Here is a 20463-nt window from a genome sequence, read left to right on the forward strand (position 1 = left end):
TCCCTTGGTCCCACTCGCTGGACTCCCCCGGATGAAATGGCTCATCACCCTGTTGTTGGCACTGTTCCTGGGGCTCCAGTACAAACTCTGGTTCGGCGAAGGCAGCTTGGTCGAGGTCTGGCAGTTGCGTCAGGAGTTGGAGATCCAGCGGGCGCAGAACCAGGAACTGCGTGGCCGTAACGAGGCGCTGGAAGCGGAGGTGATCGACCTCAAGACCGGCCTGGAGGCCATCGAGGAACGGGCCAGGCGGGAGTTGGGGATGATTGCCGAGGACGAGATCTTTTTCCAGGTGGTGGATCGCCACCGCTTTGGCGGACAACGATGACGAAGACTTCCGGATTCTGGGCGGTGATTCCCGCCGCCGGTGTCGGCAGCCGTATGCGTGCCGACCGTCCCAAGCAGTACCTGCCCCTGGCCGGGCGCACGGTGCTGGAACATACCCTGGACATCTTTTTCCGGCACCCGCGCATCAGTGGCGTGGTGTTGGTGATCAGTGCCGATGATGACTGGTTCGGGGACCTGGGTATCGAAACCAACAAGCCCCTGTGGGTGGTGGACGGCGGCGCCGAACGCTGTCATTCCGTGCTCAATGGGCTCACGGCACTCAAGGCGCACGCCGATGCACAGGACTGGGTGCTGGTGCATGATGCTGCCCGGCCCTGTCTGAGCGACGCGGACCTGGATCATTTGCTGGATACTCTGCATGACGATTCTGTGGGCGGCATCCTGGCCACACCGGTACGGGATACCAAGAAGCGGGCCGGACCCGATGGGCGCATCGTCGCCACCGTGGATCGCGGGGCCATGTGGCGGGCCTTCACACCGCAGATGTTCCGGCTGTCGGCCCTGGAATCGGCCCTGGAACAGGCCCTGGCCGATGGTTTCCTGGTCACCGACGAAGCCTCGGCCATGGAGCATGTCGGGCAGGCGCCCCTACTGGTGGAAGGTAGCGCCCGCAACATCAAGATCACCCAGCCGGAAGACCTGTCCCTGGCGGAGTTCTATCTGTCCCGGCGATGACTTGCCGGATGTGGGAGGGGGGATCTTTCCCCTGAACTTTCTTTCCTGCCCACGGGTGTCTCACCTCGGGGGCTCTCTTCGGACCAGAAGGAGCGGCAATGAAGTTTCGTATCGGTCACGGGTATGACGTCCATGCCTTCATGGAGGGCGATCACCTCATCATCGGCGGCGTGCAGGTGCCCCATCACAAGGCCTTCAAGGCCCATTCCGATGGGGACGTGCTGATGCATGCCGTCTCGGACGCCATCCTGGGGGCCGCGGCATTGGGAGACATCGGCCGTCACTTCCCGGACACGGACCCCGCCTACAAGGGGGCCGACAGCCGCGCGTTGCTGCGGGAGGTCCTGGCCAAGGTACAGGCCCTGGGCTGGCAGGTGAGCAATCTGGATGCCACCCTCGTTGCCCAGGCCCCCAAGATGTCCCCCCACGTGGAACAGATGCGGGCCAACCTGGCGGCGGATCTGCAGATCGATCTTGCCCAGGTGAACGTGAAGGCGACAACCACCGAGCGACTGGGCTTTGCCGGCCGGGAAGAGGGTATCGCCGCCCATGCGGTGGTCATGTTGGTGTCCCTGTAATCTGCTACTTCTGCAGGTGCTTGAGCTTGTCGGGCTGTCCATCCCAGGACGCCGCATCCGGCGGGGGATCCTTGCGCCGGGTGATGACCGGCCATTGCCGGGATAGTTCCGCATTGAGTTCGATGAAATGCTCCTGGCCTTCGGGGACCTCGTCTTCCGGCACGATCGCCTGTACCGGGCATTCGGGTTCGCACAGGGAGCAGTCGATGCACTCATCCGGATCAATCACCAGGAAGTTGGGGCCCTCGTGGAAACAGTCCACGGGGCAGACCTCCACGCAGTCGGTGTATTTGCAGCGGATGCAGTTCTCAAGGACGACGAATGTCATGGGTGGTCTCCCTATGGGCGGATCAGCGATGCTTTCCTTAGGACATCATAATCGGCATTGAAATCCCGCTAAACGCCGTAGAAAACAGGGTTTCTGCCGGCGCTACTCCCGCAGCAGCGCCGCCAGTTCCTTGAGCCGGTACAGGGCCACCAGGGCCTCTCTGGGCGTTATTCCGTCCGGATCCAACTCATCCACCGCCGTGCGCAGGGCGTGGCTGGTGGTGTCGGGACCGTCCTTGGGTGCCTCTGGCTCTTCCTCGGGCAACGGTGCGGCAAACAGGCTCATCTGCGGGCCCTGTCCCGGTCCTGTCAGGCTTTGTTGCTCCAGGGCATTGAGGCGCTGGCGGGCCCGCCGGATCACCGCCTTGGGGACGCCTGCCAGGGCGGCCACGTGCAGCCCGTAACTCTGGTTCGCAGGCCCTTCCTTGACCGCATGCAGGAACACGATCCGGTCCCCGTGCTCCACCGCGTCGATATGGACGTTGGCAATGGTGGGGTACTGGTCCGGCAGGGCGGTCAGTTCGAAATAATGGGTGGCGAACAGGCAGAAGGCCCGGTTGCGGGTGGCCAGGTGCTCGGCGCAGGCAAAGGCCAGGGACAGACCGTCGAAGGTGCTGGTGCCTCGGCCGATCTCATCCATCAGGACCAGGCTGTGCTCGGTGGCATGGTTGAGGATGTTGGCCGCCTCGGTCATCTCCACCATGAAGGTGGAGCGGCCGGAGGCCAGGTCGTCACTGGCGCCGATGCGGGTGAAGATCCGGTCCACCGGACCGATCAGGGCCCGCCGCGCCGGCACGAAGCTGCCCACGTGGGCCATGAGCACGATCAGGGCCGCCTGGCGCATGTAGGTGGACTTGCCCCCCATGTTGGGGCCGGTGATCACCAGCATGCGGCGCTTGGGGTCCAGGGTCAGGTCATTGGGAACGAAGGGTTCGTCCAGCACCCGCTCCACCACCGGATGGCGCCCGTCCTCGATGCGCACACCCGGCTGATCGCTCAGCTCCGGCGCGGTGAGATCCAGGCTGTCTGCCCGTTCCGCCAGGTTGGCCAGGACATCCAGTTCCGCCAGGGCCTCGGCGCTGCGACGCAGGCCGGGCAGGGGGGCATGCAGTTGTGCCAGCAGGGCCTCGTAGAGTTGCTTTTCCCGCGCCAGGGAGCGCTCCCTGGCGGAGAGGACCTTGTCTTCAAAGCGCTTGAGCTCCGGGGTGATGAAGCGCTCCGCCCCCTTGAGGGTCTGGCGTCGGGTGTAATCGTCCGGGGCACGATCCGATTGACCGCGGCTGATCTCGATGTAATAGCCATGCACCCGGTTGTAGGCCACCTTGAGGTTATGGATGCCGGTGCGTTCCCGTTCCCGTCGCTCCAGATCCAGCAGGAACTGATCGGCGTTTTCCGACAGGGCGCGCAGTTCGTCCAGTTCGGCATCGTAACCTTGGGCGATCACACCGCCGTCGCGGATGAGAACCGGTGGCTGATCGATCACCGCCCGGCGCAGCAGATCCACCACCTGCGGGTGCTCGCCGATGGCCTCGGCCAGTTCCCGCAGCCGCAACGCCCGCAGCGGGTGCAGGGTCTGCTGCAGGTCGGGTAGCTCGGCCAGGGAGTCCCTCAGGGTGGTCAGGTCCCGAGGGCGGGCGGACCCCAGCGCGATCCGGGTGAGGATGCGCTCCAGATCGCCGATGCCCCGTAGCTGGGGCTGGATCTGTTCGAAGGCCCGGGTATCCAGCAGGGCACTGATGGCGCCGTGGCGTCCCTTGAGGATCCGGCGCTCCCGCAGGGGCTGGTGCAGCCAGCGGGCCAGCAGGCGACTGCCCATGGCGGTGGCGGTCTGGTCAAGGACATGGGCCAGGGTATTGTCGCGGCTGCCGGATAAGTTGGTGGTCAGTTCCAGGTTCCGGCGGGTGGCCGCGTCCAGGATGATGCCGTCGTCCCGCCGCTGGACGCACAGACCGTCGATGTGGGGCAGGGCGGTCTTCTGGGTCTCTTGGGCATACTGCAGCAGGGCTCCGGCGGCACCGATGGCCAGGGGCATGTGATCGCAGCCGAACCCGGCCAGGTCCCGGGTGCCGAACTGACGGGTGAGCAGGGTGCGGGCGGCTTCGGTCTCGAAGTGCCAGGGGGCACGGCGCTTGACGCCGCCGCGTTCCGGCCCCGGCAGGCGCATGTCCTCGGGGATCAGGATCTCGGCGGGTTGCAGCCGTTCCAGTTCCCCCAGCAGGGGCTCCTCTCCCTTGAGTTCCTGGACCTGGAAGCGACCCGATGCCAGATCCAGGATGGCCAGACCGGTCTGTTCACCCCGGGACTTGAGGCAGACCAGCAGATTTTCCCGGCGCTCCTCCAGCAGGGCTTCGTCGGTGACGGTGCCCGGCGTGACGATTCGCACCACCTTGCGCTCCACCGGTCCCTTGGCGGCCGCAGGATCTCCCACCTGCTCGCAGATGGCCACCGACTCGCCCAGTCGCAGCAGTCGGGCAAGGTAGGACTCCGCCGCATGCACCGGGACACCGGCCATGGGGATGGGCTCCCCGGCGGACTGGCCGCGGCGGGTGAGGGTGATGTCCAGCAGGCGGGCGGCCCGGGTGGCATCCTGAAAGAACAGCTCGTAGAAGTCGCCCATGCGGTAGAACAGCAGGATATCCGGATGATCGGCCTTGATTCGGAGGTACTGCTGCATCATCGGGGTGTGGGAGGACAGGTCGCTGGTGGTCATCAATCGTCTATTGGATCCTTTGACAAGCGGCGAAGATTACCATGACCGGGTCATCGGAACCTCCCGGGCGGAAATCGTCTAAGCTCTTAATGAATGCGTCAGGGAATTTTACAGACGGTTTTGGTTGGTGACACAGGTCAACGGTTCTGAACATGGCATACCAAACTCTGAACACGTCATGCCCGGCCCCGAGCACGTCATGCCCGCGCAAGCGGGAATCCAGCCGCGGAGTGAAAGCCCTGGACTCCCGCCTTCGCGGGAGTGACGGTTTGCGGTCAGGTTGATGATGGCGGAGTTCGCTGGTGCAATGACATGGGGTTTTTACAGAACGTCGCGGAAGTGGCTAAACCGATCAGGTGAGTCGTTCACCGCCGGACTGGGTTCCGGCATTTCCTTGCAATGCAGATAGGAGGTTCGTCTATGACAACATGGGTCATTGTCGCGGATGCGAGTCGGGCCAGGGTGTTCAGTGCCGAAAAGTCCTTCAGTCCCCTGGTGGAGGTGGAAGATCTCACGCATCCGGAGGCCCGCTTGCATGAGCAGGACCTACAGTCAGACCGCATGGGGAGGGCGTTCGACAGTGCAGGCGATGGGCGCCACGCCATGGGCAAGGAGACGCCGCCGAAAAAGCACGAGGCGCTGCGTTTTGCCCGCACCCTGTGCGACCGGCTGAACAATGCCCGGGCCACGGGGCAGTTCAGCAAACTGTACATCATCGCCGCACCGGCGTTCCTGGGCGCATTGAGAAACTGCATGGATGCGGTCACCCAGAAGTCCGTAGCCGGAGAGATCGACAAGAACCTCACCACCCATGATCCCATGGACATCCGCAGGCAGTTGCCTCAGTTTCTCTGATGCAGCTTGAGGGGGGCGGGTGTGTCAACCCGCTCCCCCGTCTGGATCCACGAGCGGCACGAACCGCACCGCCAGAATCCACCGCGTTTCCAGTTTGCCACTCTCCTTTTTCACGCCGACCATCAGTGTCTGCGCACCCCGGTCGGTGTTCACCGGGATCACCAACCGACCTCCCGCGGCCAGTTGTTCCACCAGGCGGGCAGGTACTCGTGGGGCGCCGGCGGTGACGATGATGCCGTCAAAAGGGGCCGCTTCCGGCCACCCCGCGCAACCATCGCCGGTTCGGGTGTTAACCCGGGTATAGCCCAGGGCATCCAGCCGCTCCCTGGCCTTTCTTGCCAGTTCCGGAATTACTTCGATACTGTATACATCATCAGATAGCTCTGCCAGAATGGCTGTCTGATAACCGCAGCCCGTGCCTATTTCCAGCACCCGTGCCCCAGGCTGCAGGGCCAGCAGATCCGTCATCAGGGCCACGATGAAGGGCTGGGAGATGGTCTGCCCATGGCCGATGGGCAGGGCGGCATTCTCCCAGGCCCGGCTGGTTTCGGATGGCGGGACAAACCGGTCACGGGGTACGTTGCCGATCGCCGTGAGGACGGCCCTACCGGGTGTATTCAGGCCGGTGGTGTCCGCGGTGGCTGTGTAGTCGGCACGAATTGCGTGGCGCAATTCGGTAATCTTCGCCTGCCTGTCCGGTACGGATGTCATCAGCTTTCTCCTGCAGGTCGCTCGGCCATGGCCTGACCGTGTTTCATGGGCCGGCCTGCTCTTCGCACTACGCTAACTCGGCCATCCCTGATTTGAATAGGGGGTTGACGAATACGGCTGAAAAGGTCATATCCGAGCATGACGGATGTCTTGACCTGATGACCGACCCAGTGGGGGGAAGTACATGAGCCTGGATTTTGACGAAAAGAGAGATTTTCAGCGTCTTCAGCTGAACCATCCCATGAAGGTGACCGAGCAGACCACGGGCAGGGCGCATCAGGGGCTGGGCCGGGACCTGAGTGCCACCGGCTTGTCTTTTTACATGGAGAGTTCCCTGCCCGAGGGTGCTTTGCTGGAGGTGGCCATCGATCCTGCCGGCCAGTCGGCGGTGCTGCCGTTTCGTGCCGAAGTGGAGGTCAATCGGGTGGACCGGGAAAATCAGGGGTACTTGGTGGCCACCAAGATCCTGCGCATGCTGTGATGCCGGCACCCTCCGATGACCAGCTTGCGCAGAGTGCCCGGTCACTGGGAGACCGGATGTACGCTCGTGGTGAGCGGCTGGTGCTGGCCGAATCCTGTACCGGTGGCTGGATCGCCAAGGTCATCACGGATCTGCCCGGGTCCTCGGCCTGGTTCGACCGGGGCTTCGTCACCTACAGTAATGCCGCCAAGATCCGGCAGCTGGGGGTGGATCCTGCACTGATTGAGGCGTTTGGCGCGGTCAGTGAGCAGACGGTGACGGCCATGGCCGTCGGTGCATTGATCCACAGTGATGCCCAACTGGCCATCGCCGTCAGTGGTATTGCCGGTCCCGGTGGCGGTACGTCCGACAAACCGGTGGGGACCGTCTGGTGTGCCTGGGCGCGTCCGGGGCGGGATGTCCAGGCCGGGCACTATCTCTTGGCGGGTGATCGCGAGGCGATTCGCCGTCAGGCTGTGGTAAAGGCCCTGGAGGGAGCGAGCCATTGTTTTTGACCTGGATGTTTTCGCCTGGGTCGAGCTTGATTGGAATTGGCAAGAAAGCGACCATGTATGGGATAATCCTCCGTTTACCGCGGGGCGGAGTCTTCGTGTGCGGATTCAAGGATGACCGAGAGAGGTTTTGAAGTGGACGAAAATCGCAAGAAGGCACTATCCGCGGCATTGGGTCAGATCGAGCGTCAGTTCGGCAAGGGCGCCGTGATGCGTATGGGGGATTCCACCGCCGTGCGTGATGTGGCGGTGGTATCCACCGGGTCCCTGGCGCTGGATATTGCGCTGGGTATCGGCGGCTTGCCCAGGGGGCGGGTGGTGGAGATATTCGGCCCGGAATCCTCGGGGAAGACGACCCTGACGCTGCAGGTGATCGCTGAATGCCAGAAGCAGGGCGGCACCGCCGCCTTTGTGGACGCCGAGCACGCGCTGGATCCCACCTATGCCGGAAAGCTGGGCGTGGATGTGGACAACCTGCTGGTATCCCAGCCGGATACCGGTGAGCAGGCCCTGGAGATCGCCGACATGCTGGTGCGCTCCGGCGCCGTGGACGTGGTGGTGGTGGACTCCGTGGCCGCTCTGACGCCCAAGGCCGAGATCGAGGGCGAGATGGGCGATACCCATGTGGGTCTGCAGGCCAGACTCATGTCCCAGGCGCTGCGCAAGCTCACTGCCAACATCAAGCGATCCAACACCCTGGTGATCTTCATCAACCAGATCCGCATGAAGATCGGTGTCATGTTCGGTAACCCGGAAACCACCACCGGCGGCAATGCCCTCAAGTTCTATTCTTCCGTACGGCTGGATATCCGTCGCACCGGCGCCATCAAGAAGGGCGACGAGGTGATCGGCAACGAAACCCGGGTCAAGGTGGTCAAGAATAAGATGGCCCCTCCTTTCAGGGAAGCCAATTTCGAGATCCTCTACGGCGAAGGCATCTCCCGCCTGGGCGAGGTGATCGACATGGGGGTCAAGGACGGCATCGTGGACAAGGCGGGTGCCTGGTACAGTTACAAGGGTGAGCGAATTGGTCAGGGCAAGGACAATGCCCGCAACTTCCTCAAGGAACGCCCGGAGATTGCCGCCGATATCGAGGGCCAGATCCGGGAAAAGTATCTGCCCAAGCGTGGGGCGGTAGAGAGTGACGTCGAAGTCCCGGCAGAAGACTGAAGCTGAAGAGGCGAACGATACTGCCGTCCGTCTGCTGGCCCGTCGGGAGCACTCACGACAGGAGCTGTTCTCCAAGTTGACCGGGCGCGGGCTGGAGCGATCCGTCATCGACGATGCCCTGGATGGCCTGGTATCCCGGGGTCTGCTCAGTGACGAGCGCTTCGCCGAGAGTTTTGTAAGACACCGCATCGGGCAGGGGCACGGTCCAATGCGTATCTGTGCAGACCTGCGGCAACGGGGTGTCTCCGAGCCGCAGGTGCAGGCCGCCCTCGAGGCGGCGGAAACCGACTGGGAAGCCCTGGCCCGAGACGTCCGTCTGCGCCGCTTTGGCCGGACGTTCCCCGGGGATTACCGGGAGCGCAGCAAACAGATGCGGTTTTTGCAATATCGAGGATTCCCCACGGACATCATACGCCGTGTCATGACCGACGAAGACAAGACATGAAAAGCGCCGACATACGAAGCAGTTTCCTCGAGTACTTCCGCTCTAAGGGACATGAAATCGTCTCATCGAGCCCGCTGGTGCCCGGTAATGATCCCACCCTGCTGTTCACCAATGCGGGGATGGTGCAGTTCAAGGACGTGTTCCTGGGACGCGAGGGCCGCCCCTATGGGCGAGCCACCACTTCCCAACGCTGCGTGCGTGCCGGCGGCAAGCACAACGATCTGGAAAACGTCGGCTATACCGCACGCCACCACACCTTCTTCGAGATGCTGGGCAATTTCAGCTTCGGCGACTACTTCAAGCGCGATGCCATTCACTTCGCCTGGGAATACCTCACCGTCGTCTTGAAGATGCCGGTCGAGCGTCTGTGGGTTACGGTCTATCAAACCGATGATGAGGCCTACGACATCTGGACCCGGGAAATCGGTATCCCGCTCAATCGCATCACCCGTATCGGCGACAAGCCCGGTGGCGGTTCCGACAACTTCTGGCAGATGGGGGATACCGGTCCCTGCGGCCCCTGTACCGAGATCTTCTATGACCACGGCCCCAAGGTATGGGGTGGTCCACCCGGTTCTCCCGAAGAAGACGGCGATCGGTACATCGAAATCTGGAACCTGGTCTTCATGCAGTATGAGCGGGACAGAGACGGCAATCTGACCCCCCTGCCCAAGCCCTCGGTGGACACCGGCATGGGGCTGGAGCGTCTGGCGGCGGTGATGCAGGGCGTGCATTCCAACTATGAGATCGACCTATTCCGGCACCTGCTGGCAGCGGTCGGGCGCCTGGCGGGTACCAGCGACACCCATGCGCCGTCCTTCAAGGTCATTGCGGATCACATCCGCTCCTGCAGTTTCATGATCACCGACGGCGTGATGCCCGCCAACGACGGCCGCGGCTATGTGTTGCGCCGGATCATTCGCCGTGCCGCCCGTCACGGCCACAAGCTTGGCCTGAACGAACCCTTCTTCCACAAGCTGGTCGACACGCTGGTGCAGGAGATGGGGGATGCCTACCCGGAGTTGGTCAAGGCCCAGGCCCAGGTGGAGCAGGTGTTGCTGCTGGAGGAGCAGCGCTTCCAGGAAACCCTGGAGCATGGCCTCAAGCACCTGGAGGAAGGGCTCGGCCGCATTGCCGACAAGACCATTCCCGGTGGTCTTGTCTTCAAGCTCTATGACACCTACGGCTTTCCGGTGGACCTGACCGGTGACATCGCCCGGGAAAAAGGACTGGAGCTGGACATGGCCGGTTTTGAACACGAGATGGAACAGCAGCGCGACCGCGCCCGGGCCGCCAGCAGCTTCAAGATGGCTGATGCCGGCACTATGGCCGTGGGTGTGGCGGATTCGGATTTCGTCGGTTACGAAGCCGTGGCCGGCGATGCCCGGGTAGTGCGTTTGGCCGCCGGTCCTGATCGTCAGGGTTGTGAAACCCTCAATGAGTCGGAAGAGGGCAGTGTGGTGCTGGATAGCACTCCCTTCTATGCCGAGTCCGGTGGCCAGGTGGGCGATACCGGCGTGATCGAAGGTCCCGAGGGCGAGTTCCAGGTCACCGACACCGTCAAGCAGGGCGGGGTCTTCATTCACCACGGACTGATGCTGCGGGGTCGTCTGAAGAGCGGTGATCCGGTCCGTACTCGGGTCAACGAGGACCGGCGTCAGGCGGTGGTGCTGAATCACTCCGCCACCCACCTGCTCCACGCCGCCCTGCGGGAGGTTTTGGGGGACCATGTGCAGCAGAAAGGCTCCCTGGTGGCGCCGGACCGGCTGCGTTTCGACTTCTCCCATTTCGAGCCCCTCACCCAAGATCAGATCGAGTGCCTGGAAGCCATGGTCAACCGCGCCATTCGGGCCAACGTGGTGGCCGAGGCCCGCGTCATGCCCATCAAGGAAGCCCTGGCTGCCGGCGCCATGGCCCTGTTCGGCGAAAAATATGGCGACGAGGTGCGGGTGCTCTCCCTGGGGGGCTTCTCCACCGAACTGTGCGGCGGCATCCATGTGCAGCGCACCGGTGATATCGGGATATTCAAGATCATCGGCGAGGGGGGCGTGGCTTCGGGCGTCCGCCGGATCGAGGCGGTGACCGGTGAAAACGCCCTGCACCATGTCGGCGCAACAGAGCAGCAACTCTCCCGTGCGGCGGAATTGCTGCGGGCCGGCCGCGTTGATCTGGTGGATAAGGTACAGCAGGTGGTGGAGCGGGTCCGCGGCCTGGAAAAGGAATTGGAGGCGCTCAAGGCCAAACTGGCTTCCCAGGCCGGTTCCAGCCTGTCCGATCAGGCGGTGGAGATCAACGGTGTGAAGGTTCTGGCCGCGCGTCTGGATGGCGCTGATCCCAAGTCCCTGCGGGACACCGTGGACCAACTCAAGAACAAGCTGGGCGAGGCGGTGATCGTGCTGGCCACCGTGCAGGACGACAAGGTCAGTCTGGTGGCCGGTGTGACCAAGGGTCATGTCGGTGCCATCAAGGCCGGCGAACTGGTAAATCAGGTCGCTCAGCAGGTGGGTGGCCGCGGTGGCGGTCGTCCGGACATGGCCATGGCCGGGGGTACCCGACCCGAAGGGCTGGATGAAGCCCTCGCCTCGGTCACGCAATGGGTTCAAGCCCGTCTTTGATTGCATGGGCGGTACCCGGCATTCGATGAACGGTTCTTCCACATGGCAAGGCAGTTATTGTCTAATGACAAGCCTATACCTAAGTAAAATGATATGTCTTTAATCGTCCAAAAATACGGCGGTACCTCGGTCGGCAGTGTTGAACGCATCCAGAATGTGGCCGACAAGGTCATTGCGGCGCGCAGACAGGGGCATGAAGTGGTGGTGGTGGTCTCCGCCATGAGCGGTGAGACCGACCGGCTGCTGGGTCTGGCCAGAAGCATTCGTTCCAACATCGACGGCCGTGAGCTGGATGTGCTGCTCTCCACCGGAGAACAGGTCACCATTGCCCTGCTGGCTATGGCGCTGGAGGCTAAGGGTTGCCCGGCTCGTTCCTACACCGGTGCTCAGGTACAGATTCTCACCGACAGCGCCCACAACAAGGCCCGTATCCGTGAGATCGATGGTGCCCGTGTGCGCCGTGATCTGGCGGATGGCAAGGTGGTGGTGGTAGCCGGGTTCCAGGGCGTGGACGAGATGGGCAACATCACCACGCTGGGTCGTGGCGGTTCCGATACCACGGCCGTGGCCCTGGCTGCTGCCCTCAAGGCCGACGAATGTCAGATCTTCACCGATGTAGACGGGGTGTACACCACTGATCCCCGCGTCGTACCCAAGGCCCGCCGGCTGGATCGCATCACCTTCGAGGAGATGCTGGAAATGGCCAGCCTGGGTTCCAAGGTTCTGCAGATACGCGCCGTCGAATTCGCCGGCAAATACAATGTACCGCTGCGTGTTCTATCCTCTTTTCAGGAAGGGGAAGGCACGCTCATCACTTTTGAGGAAGAGAGCATGGAGCAGGCGCTCATTTCCGGGATCGCCTTTAACCAGAACGAAGCCCAGTTGACCGTGGCCGGTGTGCCCGATCAGCCTGGCGTGGCTTACAGGCTGCTCGGTGCGGTGGCTGATGCCAACATCGAAGTGGACATGATTGTTCAGAACGTGGGTGCCGACGGCACCACGGACTTTACCTTTACCGTCCATCGCAATGATTTCGAAAAGGCCCTGGGCATTGTCCGTTCCCGTGCCGAGGCCTTGGGTGCCCGCCAAGTCAATGGTGACGATAAAATCGTCAAGATCTCCATTGTGGGTGTCGGTATGCGTTCTCACGCTGGTATCGCCAGCAAGATGTTCGAGGCCCTGGCCGCCGAGGGCATCAACATCCGCATGATCTCCACTTCCGAGATCAAGATCTCAGTGGTGGTGGATGAGAAGTACCTGGAACTGGGTGTGCGTGCCCTGCATGATGCCTTCGAATTGGAGCGCGCCCAGCCCGGCAAGTGATCAGACGCCCGCAAGTGAGTGCAGGTGGCCTGACGGGCGGACCTGGATTGGGTCCGCCCATGGTGGTAAAGAACCGGCGTCAAGTCGGTTGTATACCGGACCGCAGAGTCCGGGACTATAAAACACAAGGTGATTGAATCCAGTTTGGAGAAAGGAATATGCTTATTTTAACTCGCAGGGTTGGTGAAACCCTCATGATCGGAGACGAAGTGACCGTCACGGTCTTGGGCGTCAAGGGAAATCAGGTGCGTGTGGGTATCAACGCACCGAAGGATGTTGCCGTGCATCGTGAAGAGATCTACGAGCGCATCCAGCGCGAGCAGGAGACCGAAGGGAACGCCTGATTTTTGTCTTTAAGGACTTTACGTAAGCCCATCATTTGGGTAATATATTGGCTTGCCGTCGATGTTATGGATGCGTGACGGCAAGCTAAGCTGGATCGGCAAGTCAAGCAATGTTCCGGAGAGATGGCCGAGTGGTCGAAGGCGCTCCCCTGCTAAGGGAGTATGGGTCAAAAGCCCATCGAGGGTTCGAATCCCTCTCTCTCCGCCATATGATATGCAAAAGCCCCTGATTCAAGGGGCTTTTTGCTTTTTAAAGATCCCCTGACCCACGCTTAAACCCATGCCTATGAATTGGTCTTTGTGGGCCAGATTGGGTGGCGCGGGACAATCCCCCCCCATTGTTCTTAATCATTGGCAGCCCTGCTGTGCTTCACCGAGGACGGTCGCCTGAAGCCCGATAACAACCTCGGCGGCCATGGCCTTTGCGCAGAAGTGGCTCGACCTGTTTCGCAGTCGGCCCAGGATCCCTTGGATCAATGTGGCATAGCGAACAGTTGAAGCCATGAAAGAGCGCACATCTTATTTGGGTGGCTCGATGTCGTCCTGGGCGTTTTAAGGTATATCGATTTATTTGTATTTATAAAATTCTTTAATAAACAATAGTTTATTTATTTTTATTCATATTGCATATGTTTTTATTTTCAATAAAAACAATAATTTATTTAAGTTATTTGAAGTATTTTCTTTTTAGAGTAAAAAATAACTTTAAAAACAATATGATGAAATAAAAAGGCACTACTCCAGGCGCCTGGTGCCACGTGGAACAATTGATGGGTGGCCACCGCCGGTTTTCCGCGCTCGTGTCCTCATGCGGCTTTGTTGGAAAATACGGCTCTGGCAACCCGTATGCCTCGTACTCTCTGTTTCCTTTGCCGTAAAGCCAGTTTACACAGTGTTTCAGGTGTCCCGATCACGGGGCCGAAGGTCTTGAGCATGTTTGCTGACTGATTAACGAAGGCTTCAGTCTCCATACCCATTTGCAACAGCAGGCGGGGCGTCTTTTCCGGGATTCTGCCGCGTTTCATCGGGTGGAGACAGCGTCCCAGGATATCAACCAGTTCCAGATAATCTGCGAAGGCAAAAGGAATGGCAGTCTCAAAACGCGCAGCCGGGCTGAAGGGCATCAAGGGTGCTGGCTGAAGCGATTTAAGATGCCGTTCCGAGCGCAGTCTGTTTGCCTCGGCGGTATGATCGGCGCGACTGCTGCTGCGTGCGGCGGGGAGGGGGGTGAGCTGGGGCTGGGATTTCGCAGTATCACCGCCTGAATTTCTTTGGGGAGCCAGCTCCCTGGTAACGTTCCGGATACGCCGGGCTATGCCGGTGAACTCACAGCTCTGGAGATCTTGCGCGACCCTGGCGCGAACGGGGTTTAGATCGACATAGGCCATGGCGGCCAGTAGGGCCTGTTCGTCCAGCAGTGCCTGACTTTTAAAACGGCCCTCCCAGAAACGTCCTTTCACGCCATCTTCCTGGTTGGCCTGACGCGCAATGGACTCATTGAGAACCCGCATGAACCAGGAAAGGTCGTGCAGTCTGGCACGATACAGTTCCGCGCATTCTTCTACCTGAGCCATTTCTGCGGCTGACAGTTGTTCCGGGCCGCCGGCAAGGTAACGCTGAACGGAAGAGGGGCCGTTGAACAACTGCGTCCATCGTTTCAGCGTCTCATCTACCCCCCAGTCCAGGCCTCGCCCTGCATCGACACGCAGCACGATGTGGTAGTGATTGGACATGACTGCGTAGGCTGCAATATCGATGGCGAAGATGCCGGACAGTGCCAGCATGCGTTCCTCGATCCATCCTCGGCGATGCCCGTAGTTCATGCCGGTGAGTTGATCGCGGCCGCACAGAAAGGCGCGCCTCACGCAGCGACTGACTACGTGATACCAGGGCGTTTCAGAGAGCGAGATCAGTTCATGTCGGGGTTGAGCCATGAAGGCATCTTACCGCTTTGAGACTCAGACTTCAATAAAGTGGGTGTCCAATTAAAAATTAAAAAAAATAAAAAACCCTGCCAAATCCATTTGGCAGGGCGTATGTCGCACGGCCGGGCCAATCCCTGGAATCATCCGTGAGCCTGAGTGTTCATCCTTGAGTGCCGATACTTGGCGACGGACTTAAAATCCCATACCTATAGGAGGGATACAACCTCTTGGTATAAAAAATGCGAAGTGGTTCATATTTTTCTTTTGCCTCTGAGAGGCCGCTGGCGTACAGAGCTTTTGGAGGAGACAGCTATGGCTGTCCAACCCAATCTCCCCATCGGAGTGCAGTCCCTTGCAGAGATCATCAACGGGGGCTATTACTACGTGGACAAAACCCCTTGGCTTCATCGACTAATCAAAGAGGGGAAGCACTATTTCCTCTCCCGCCCGCGCCGTTTCGGCAAGAGCCCGCTGCTGGACACCCTCAAGGAACTGTTTGAGGCCAACGAGCCCCTGTTCCGCGGCCTTTACATTCACGATCGCTGGGACTGGCAGACCCGCCATCCGGTCATCCGGATCAGTTTTACCGATGGGGTGATGCAGAGCCGGGACACCCTGGATGCGCGCATCGAGGAAATGCTCTCCCAGCAGGCCGAAGCGTTACAGGTCCGTCTGGCAAATCGCAGCATTGCCGGACGATTCGGTGAACTGATCCGTCGTGTCCATCAGCAGCACGGCCAGCGAGTAGTGGTCCTGATCGACGAATACGACAAGCCCATTCTGGACAACATCACCGATGCCGACGTGGCCCGCGAACTGCGGGAAGGGCTGAAAAACCTGTATTCCGTCCTCAAGGACGCCGATCCCCATCTGAAATTCTGCCTGCTCACCGGTGTGTCCAAGTTCAGCAAGGTCAGCCTGTTCTCCGGGCTGAACAACCTCAACGACATCACCCTGGACAAGCCCTTTGCCCCTATCTGCGGCTACACCGACGAGGACATCGATACCGTGTTTGCCCCGGAACTGCCGGGCCTGGACCGGGAACAGATCCGTCAGTGGTACAACGGCTATCGCTGGGGAGATGAGACGACTCAGGCGGTCTATAACCCGTTCGATGTGCTGCTGCTGTTCCAGAAACGGGAGTTCCGGCCCTACTGGTTTGAAAGTGCCACGCCCTCATTTTTAGTCAAGCTCCTGTCGGAGCGGGGCGTATTCACCCCCCGTCTGGACCGTCTGCAGACCAAGGCCAGCCTGCTGGGCCGCTTCGACGTGGACGACATTGCCACCGAAGCCCTCTTGTTCCAGACCGGCTATCTCACCGTGCACAAGGTGGAAGAACCCATCACCGGCTACTGGCTCTACACCCTGGGTTATCCCAATCGCGATGCCGGCAACACCGGCCGGGTGGACATGACCGTGGATTTCAATGGTCACATCTACCTATTTGAATTCAAGGTGGTGGAGCAGGTCCCGGAGGGCAGGGCGCTGCGGCAGCTCCAGGACAAGGGCTACGCCGACAAGTACCGGGGGCAGGGCAAGCCCATCCACCTCATCGGCGTGGAGTTCTCCAGGGAACAGCGGCAGATCATCGCTTTTGATGTGTTGAGCCTTTGATCTGGATACCAAACATGCCCTTTTCGTCACTCTCTCGCTCTTTCGTCACTCCCGCGAAAGCGGGAGTCCAGGGTCCTTCCCTCTGTTACCGGCCGATGGATTCCCGCTTGCGCGGGAATGACGCAGATTTATCCTGCATGGCAACGGACCTCGGCCACGGGTCAATTACACGCAATGCATAAAGTAAAGCCCCGTCACTGTCCATGTGACGGGGCTTTGTGTCGCGCGGCCGGGCCAATCCCTGGAATCTTCCGTGAGCCTGAGAGTTCATCCGTGAGCGCCGATACATGGCGACGGGGTCAAAATCCCATACATCCACTATGGATACAACTGCTTGGCGTCAAAAGTGCGAAATGGTTCATATTTTCTTTTGTCGCCCAGGGGGAGGGAATGTCTTTGCGCTCGCAACCAAAGGCCGCTCCCGCAAGGCCAGCCCCGGCTTCGTGGTATTCTGCCCCGACAGTGAACCTCCAGGAGCCGAGTTCCTTCCATGGCTACCCAGCTCAATCTCCCCATCGGCGTACAGGCTTTCGGCAAAATCCGCACCGGCGGATTCTACTATGTGGATAAAACCCCCTACCTTCATCAGCTGATCGATGAAGGCAGCTATTATTTCCTCTCCCGCCCCCGCCGCTTCGGCAAGAGCCTGCTGCTGGACACCCTCAAGGAACTGTTTGAGGCCAACGAGCCCCTGTTCCGCGGCCTGTATATCCACGACCGCTGGGATTGGCAGACCCGTCATCCGGTCATTCGACTGAGTTTTGCCGATGGGGTCATGGGCAGTCGTCAGGCATTGGACCAGCACATTGAAGAACTGTTGCGTGAACACTCGGAAAGGCTGGGTATTACCCTGAGCAATGAAAGTATTCAGGGGCGGTTCCGGGAATTAATCACTGGGACCCATCAGCAGCGCGGGCAGCGGGTGGTGGTCCTGATCGACGAATACGACAAGCCCATCCTGGACAATATCACCGATGCCGTCGTGGCCCGCGAACTGCGGGAAGGGCTGAAAAACCTGTATTCCGTCCTCAAGGACGCCGATCCCCATCTGAAATTCTGCCTTCTCACCGGCGTCTCCAAGTTCAGCAAGGTCAGTCTGTTCTCCGGACTGAACAACCTGCGTGACATCACCCTCTCCCGGGATTACGGCGCCATCTGCGGCTACACCGACGAGGACATCGATACCGTCTTTGCGCCGGAACTACCGGGCCTGGATCGGGATCAGATCCGCCATTGGTACAACGGTTATCGCTGGGGGGATGAGCGGTTGCCCTCGGTCTACAACCCCTTTGACGTACTGTTGCTGTTTCAGGAGCGGGAATTCCGGCCCTACTGGTTCGAAAGTGCCACGCCCACCTTCCTGGTGAAGCTCCTCGCCGAACGCGGTCTTTACACCCCGCGGCTGGACACCCTGGAAACGGAGGCCGCACTACTGGGCCGCTTCGACGTGGACGAGATCGCCACCGAGGCCCTTTTGTTCCAGACCGGGTATCTCACCGTGCATAAGGTGGAGCAGCCCATGACCGGTTACTGGCTCTACACCCTGGGGTATCCCAACCGGGAAGTGGAGGCCAGTCTCAACCAAGCCTTGCTCCCGGCCCTGGGCATGCCCAGGGCGGCCCAGCAGCGCATCACCCTGTTTCGCGCCCTGCAGGCCCATGACCTGCCGGCCCTGGAAACCCACTTCAAGGCCTTGTTTGCCGGACTACCCCACGATTGGTACCGCAACAACCCCATCGCCCAGTATGAAGGCCATTACGCCAGCGTGTTCTACAGCCACCTGGCCGCGCTGGGACTGGCCATCACCGTGGAAGATGCCGGCAACACCGGCCGGGTGGACATGACCGTGGATTTCAATGGCCACATCTACCTGTTCGAGTTCAAGGTGGTGGAGCAGGTCCCGGAGGGCAAGGCGTTGCGGCAGCTCCAGGACAAGGGTTACGCCGACAAATACCGGGGGCAGGGCAAGCCCATTCATCTCATCGGCGTGGAATTCTCCAGGGAGCAGCGGCAGATCATCGCTTTTGATGTGTTGAGCCTGTAAAAGCGATCAATCGCCCTGGGCAAAGCGGACGCGGCGTTCCACGTGATTGATGGCTTCCACAATGAGGCGTGCCCGGGTCGTTGCAGGTGAGGAATTCTTCTGGCCAGCTGTTGTGGCACACTGGCGACCAGGTCTTCACCCAGGACAGCGCATGGTCAACCACCACGACACGGGCTACAAGGAACTGTTCAGCTATCCGGAACTGGTCCGACAGCTGATGGAGGGATTTGCCCCGCCGGAGGTGTCGGCGATGATGGATTTCTCCACCCTGACGGACCACAGCGGGAACTACATCACGCCCCTGTTCAATGAAAAGTTTGAAGACAAGGTCTGGTCGGTGGAGGTGGACTGGGAGGGTGTCAGGCAGCAGGTATTTGTCTACCTGCTGCTGGAGTTCCAGTCCACGGTGGATCATCGCCTGCCGATCCGGATGTTGCATTACGTGGCCTGTTTCTACGACCACCTGATCAAGACGAAGGTCACGACGGCCCGCAAGGGGATGCCGCCGATCTTTCCGGTGGTACTGTACAACGGCTCGAAGCGCTGGACGGCGCGGGAGGACATCTACCGAATGGTCCGGCCGGAACCGCCGGTGTTCCTGCGGGTCTATCAGCCGCACCTGCGCTACTATCTGGTGAACGAATCGGCCTTCACCGAGGAAGAACTGGCGGCGCGGGAAACACCGCTGAGCGGGATCTTCGAGGTGGAGAAGGCATCGAAGGACGTGGAGGCCCTGCAGGGAGCGGTGAAACGCCTGGCGGTGCGGATCCGGGCACACCCAGAGAAGGCCCGGTTGGACGAGGTGATCACCCGCTGGCTCAAGCGTCACCTCAGACGGCTGGGTGCCGAGGCGGAGCAGGCACTGGAAGAGATCAACAGTTTGGTGGAGGACCATGCAATGCTGGCGGAAAATCTTCAGACGTGGGCCGAGAAGGAACGGCAGAAGGGGCGGCAGGAGGGACGGCAGGAGGGACGACAGGAAGGACGGCAGGAAGGACGGCAGGAGGGCGAGGAGATTGGCCTGCAGAAGGGCCTGCGAGAGGGTCGGCGCCTGGCGGCCATGAACCTGCTCAAGCTGGGTTTGTTGACCGAAGAGCAGATTGCTCAGACCACCGGTCTGTCCCTGACCGAGGTGAGTGTTCTGCGCTCGGATCAGTCTCACTAACTTTAAACCGCTGTCCAGATATCGGGGTCCATTTTAGAGCCTGTGACCCGTAGGAGCGGGTCCGTCCGCAAAAATGACACGAAATACCGAACACGTCCTTTTCGCCACTCCCGCGCAAGCGGGAGTCCAGAACTGTCAGCCCGCGACTGGATTCCCGCTTGCGCGGGAATGGACGCAGATTCATGGCGCGATTCTAATTTTTGCTGACTGAATTCCCCCTGCGCGGGCATGACCATTCAGCGAGTCCGGTGTGTCAACAGCCCTCGGCCACGGGGCAATCCACTACACACAACGCATAAAGTAAAGCCCCATCACTGTCCATGTGACGGGGCTTTGTGTCGCGCGGCCGGGCCAATCCCTGGAATCATCCGTGAGCCTGAGAGTTCATCCTTGAGCGCCGATACATGGCGACGGGGTCAAGATCCCATAGCTCCAGATGGGGCACAAGCGTATGGTCTGAAAAATGGGCAATGGTTCATGTTTTCTTTTGTCTCTGCCAAGGGGGGCGAATGCCTTTGGGTGCACACCCGCGGTCGCGACCAAGCCCCCGCAAGGCAAGACCCGGCTTCATGATACTCTGCCCCATACCGAATCTTCAGGAGCTACGCTTTCCCATGGCTGCCCAGCTCAATCTCCCCATCGGAG

The 20463-nt window shown here is 60.6% G+C and carries 18 protein-coding genes and 1 tRNA gene; 15 read left to right on the forward strand and 4 right to left on the reverse strand.

Annotation, left to right across the window (positions count from 1 at the left end; translation table 11 throughout):
* Positions 1-31 precede the first annotated feature (31 nt).
* From ftsB to ispF, 3 genes are all read left to right on the forward strand, one after another.
* The gene (gene ftsB / locus LQ956_RS04290) at positions 32-325 is read left to right on the forward strand and encodes a cell division protein FtsB (protein WP_008933031.1); all 294 of its coding nucleotides are present in this window, start codon (positions 32-34) and stop codon (positions 323-325) included.
* Entirely contained in the window at positions 322-1020 is a 699-nt protein-coding gene (ispD, locus tag LQ956_RS04295; protein WP_238629547.1) for a 2-C-methyl-D-erythritol 4-phosphate cytidylyltransferase, read from the forward strand. The genes ftsB and ispD overlap by 4 nt, the downstream gene beginning before the upstream one ends.
* A 98-nt stretch (positions 1021-1118) precedes the next feature.
* Positions 1119-1598 (forward strand): 2-C-methyl-D-erythritol 2,4-cyclodiphosphate synthase, encoded by a 480-nt coding sequence (gene ispF, locus LQ956_RS04300; protein ID WP_238629548.1) that lies wholly within the window; start codon positions 1119-1121, stop codon positions 1596-1598.
* A gap of 4 nt (positions 1599-1602) precedes the next feature.
* Here ispF and fdxA read toward each other — a convergent pair whose 3' ends face one another.
* Together fdxA and mutS are read right to left on the reverse strand one after the other, a co-directional pair.
* Positions 1603-1926, reverse strand: a complete 324-nt coding sequence (gene fdxA / locus LQ956_RS04305) for a ferredoxin FdxA (RefSeq protein WP_238622609.1) — start codon at positions 1924-1926, stop codon at positions 1603-1605.
* Between the two features lie 102 nt (positions 1927-2028).
* Positions 2029-4635, reverse strand: a complete 2607-nt coding sequence (gene mutS, locus LQ956_RS04310) for a DNA mismatch repair protein MutS (RefSeq protein WP_238629549.1) — start codon at positions 4633-4635, stop codon at positions 2029-2031.
* A gap of 420 nt (positions 4636-5055) precedes the next feature.
* On the opposite strand from mutS, the gene LQ956_RS04315 reads away from it, so the two are divergent.
* Positions 5056-5490 (forward strand): host attachment protein, encoded by a 435-nt coding sequence (locus tag LQ956_RS04315; RefSeq protein ID WP_008933036.1) that lies wholly within the window; start codon positions 5056-5058, stop codon positions 5488-5490.
* A 24-nt stretch (positions 5491-5514) separates the two neighbouring features.
* Here the strand turns inward: LQ956_RS04315 and LQ956_RS04320 are convergent, their stop codons facing one another.
* Positions 5515-6201, reverse strand: a complete 687-nt coding sequence (locus LQ956_RS04320) for a protein-L-isoaspartate(D-aspartate) O-methyltransferase (RefSeq protein WP_238622607.1) — start codon at positions 6199-6201, stop codon at positions 5515-5517.
* 184 nt (positions 6202-6385) lie between these two features.
* Between LQ956_RS04320 and LQ956_RS04325 the strand changes: the two genes are divergently transcribed.
* The 8 genes from LQ956_RS04325 (at position 6386) to LQ956_RS04360 (ending at position 13278) form a co-directional block, all read left to right on the forward strand.
* Positions 6386-6682 (forward strand): PilZ domain-containing protein, encoded by a 297-nt coding sequence (locus tag LQ956_RS04325; RefSeq protein ID WP_238622606.1) that lies wholly within the window; start codon positions 6386-6388, stop codon positions 6680-6682.
* 56 nt (positions 6683-6738) lie between these two features.
* Positions 6739-7176 (forward strand): CinA family protein, encoded by a 438-nt coding sequence (locus LQ956_RS04330; protein ID WP_238622605.1) that lies wholly within the window; start codon positions 6739-6741, stop codon positions 7174-7176.
* A gap of 132 nt (positions 7177-7308) precedes the next feature.
* Positions 7309-8343 (forward strand): recombinase RecA, encoded by a 1035-nt coding sequence (gene recA / locus LQ956_RS04335; RefSeq protein WP_347402069.1) that lies wholly within the window; start codon positions 7309-7311, stop codon positions 8341-8343.
* Positions 8315-8788: a regulatory protein RecX gene (locus LQ956_RS04340; RefSeq protein WP_238622603.1), complete on the forward strand. Its 474-nt coding sequence runs from the start codon at positions 8315-8317 to the stop codon at positions 8786-8788. The genes recA and LQ956_RS04340 overlap by 29 nt, the downstream gene beginning before the upstream one ends.
* Positions 8785-11403, forward strand: coding sequence for an alanine--tRNA ligase (gene alaS / locus LQ956_RS04345; protein WP_238629550.1), 2619 nt, complete (start codon positions 8785-8787; stop codon positions 11401-11403). The genes LQ956_RS04340 and alaS overlap by 4 nt, the downstream gene beginning before the upstream one ends.
* Positions 11404-11496: 93 nt before the next feature.
* The gene (locus LQ956_RS04350; RefSeq protein WP_238629552.1) at positions 11497-12726 is read left to right on the forward strand and encodes an aspartate kinase; all 1230 of its coding nucleotides are present in this window, start codon (positions 11497-11499) and stop codon (positions 12724-12726) included.
* 158 nt (positions 12727-12884) lie between these two features.
* The gene (gene csrA, locus LQ956_RS04355; protein WP_040405939.1) at positions 12885-13070 is read left to right on the forward strand and encodes a carbon storage regulator CsrA; all 186 of its coding nucleotides are present in this window, start codon (positions 12885-12887) and stop codon (positions 13068-13070) included.
* A 117-nt stretch (positions 13071-13187) separates the two neighbouring features.
* Positions 13188-13278 (forward strand) — tRNA-Ser (locus LQ956_RS04360).
* 598 nt (positions 13279-13876) lie between these two features.
* On the opposite strand, the gene LQ956_RS04365 is transcribed toward LQ956_RS04360, so the two are convergent.
* Positions 13877-15004, reverse strand: a complete 1128-nt coding sequence (locus LQ956_RS04365) for a transposase (RefSeq protein WP_238629553.1) — start codon at positions 15002-15004, stop codon at positions 13877-13879.
* A 303-nt stretch (positions 15005-15307) separates the two neighbouring features.
* On the opposite strand from LQ956_RS04365, the gene LQ956_RS04370 reads away from it, so the two are divergent.
* The 3 genes from LQ956_RS04370 (at position 15308) to LQ956_RS04380 (ending at position 19818) form a co-directional block, all read left to right on the forward strand.
* Positions 15308-16609 carry an ATP-binding protein gene (locus LQ956_RS04370; protein WP_238629554.1) on the forward strand — a complete coding sequence of 434 codons (1302 nt, stop codon included), beginning with the start codon at positions 15308-15310 and terminating at the stop codon, positions 16607-16609.
* A 490-nt stretch (positions 16610-17099) separates the two neighbouring features.
* Positions 17100-18653 (forward strand): ATP-binding protein, encoded by a 1554-nt coding sequence (locus LQ956_RS04375; protein WP_238629555.1) that lies wholly within the window; start codon positions 17100-17102, stop codon positions 18651-18653.
* Between the two features lie 151 nt (positions 18654-18804).
* A complete protein-coding gene (locus LQ956_RS04380) occupies positions 18805-19818 on the forward strand; it encodes an Rpn family recombination-promoting nuclease/putative transposase (RefSeq protein WP_238629556.1) in 1014 nt (337 codons plus the stop codon).
* The last annotated feature ends 645 nt before the right edge of the window (positions 19819-20463 follow it).

It is taken from the genome of Ectothiorhodospira lacustris (genome assembly GCF_022227845.1).
Taxonomy (GTDB): Bacteria; Pseudomonadota; Gammaproteobacteria; order Ectothiorhodospirales; family Ectothiorhodospiraceae; genus Ectothiorhodospira; species Ectothiorhodospira lacustris.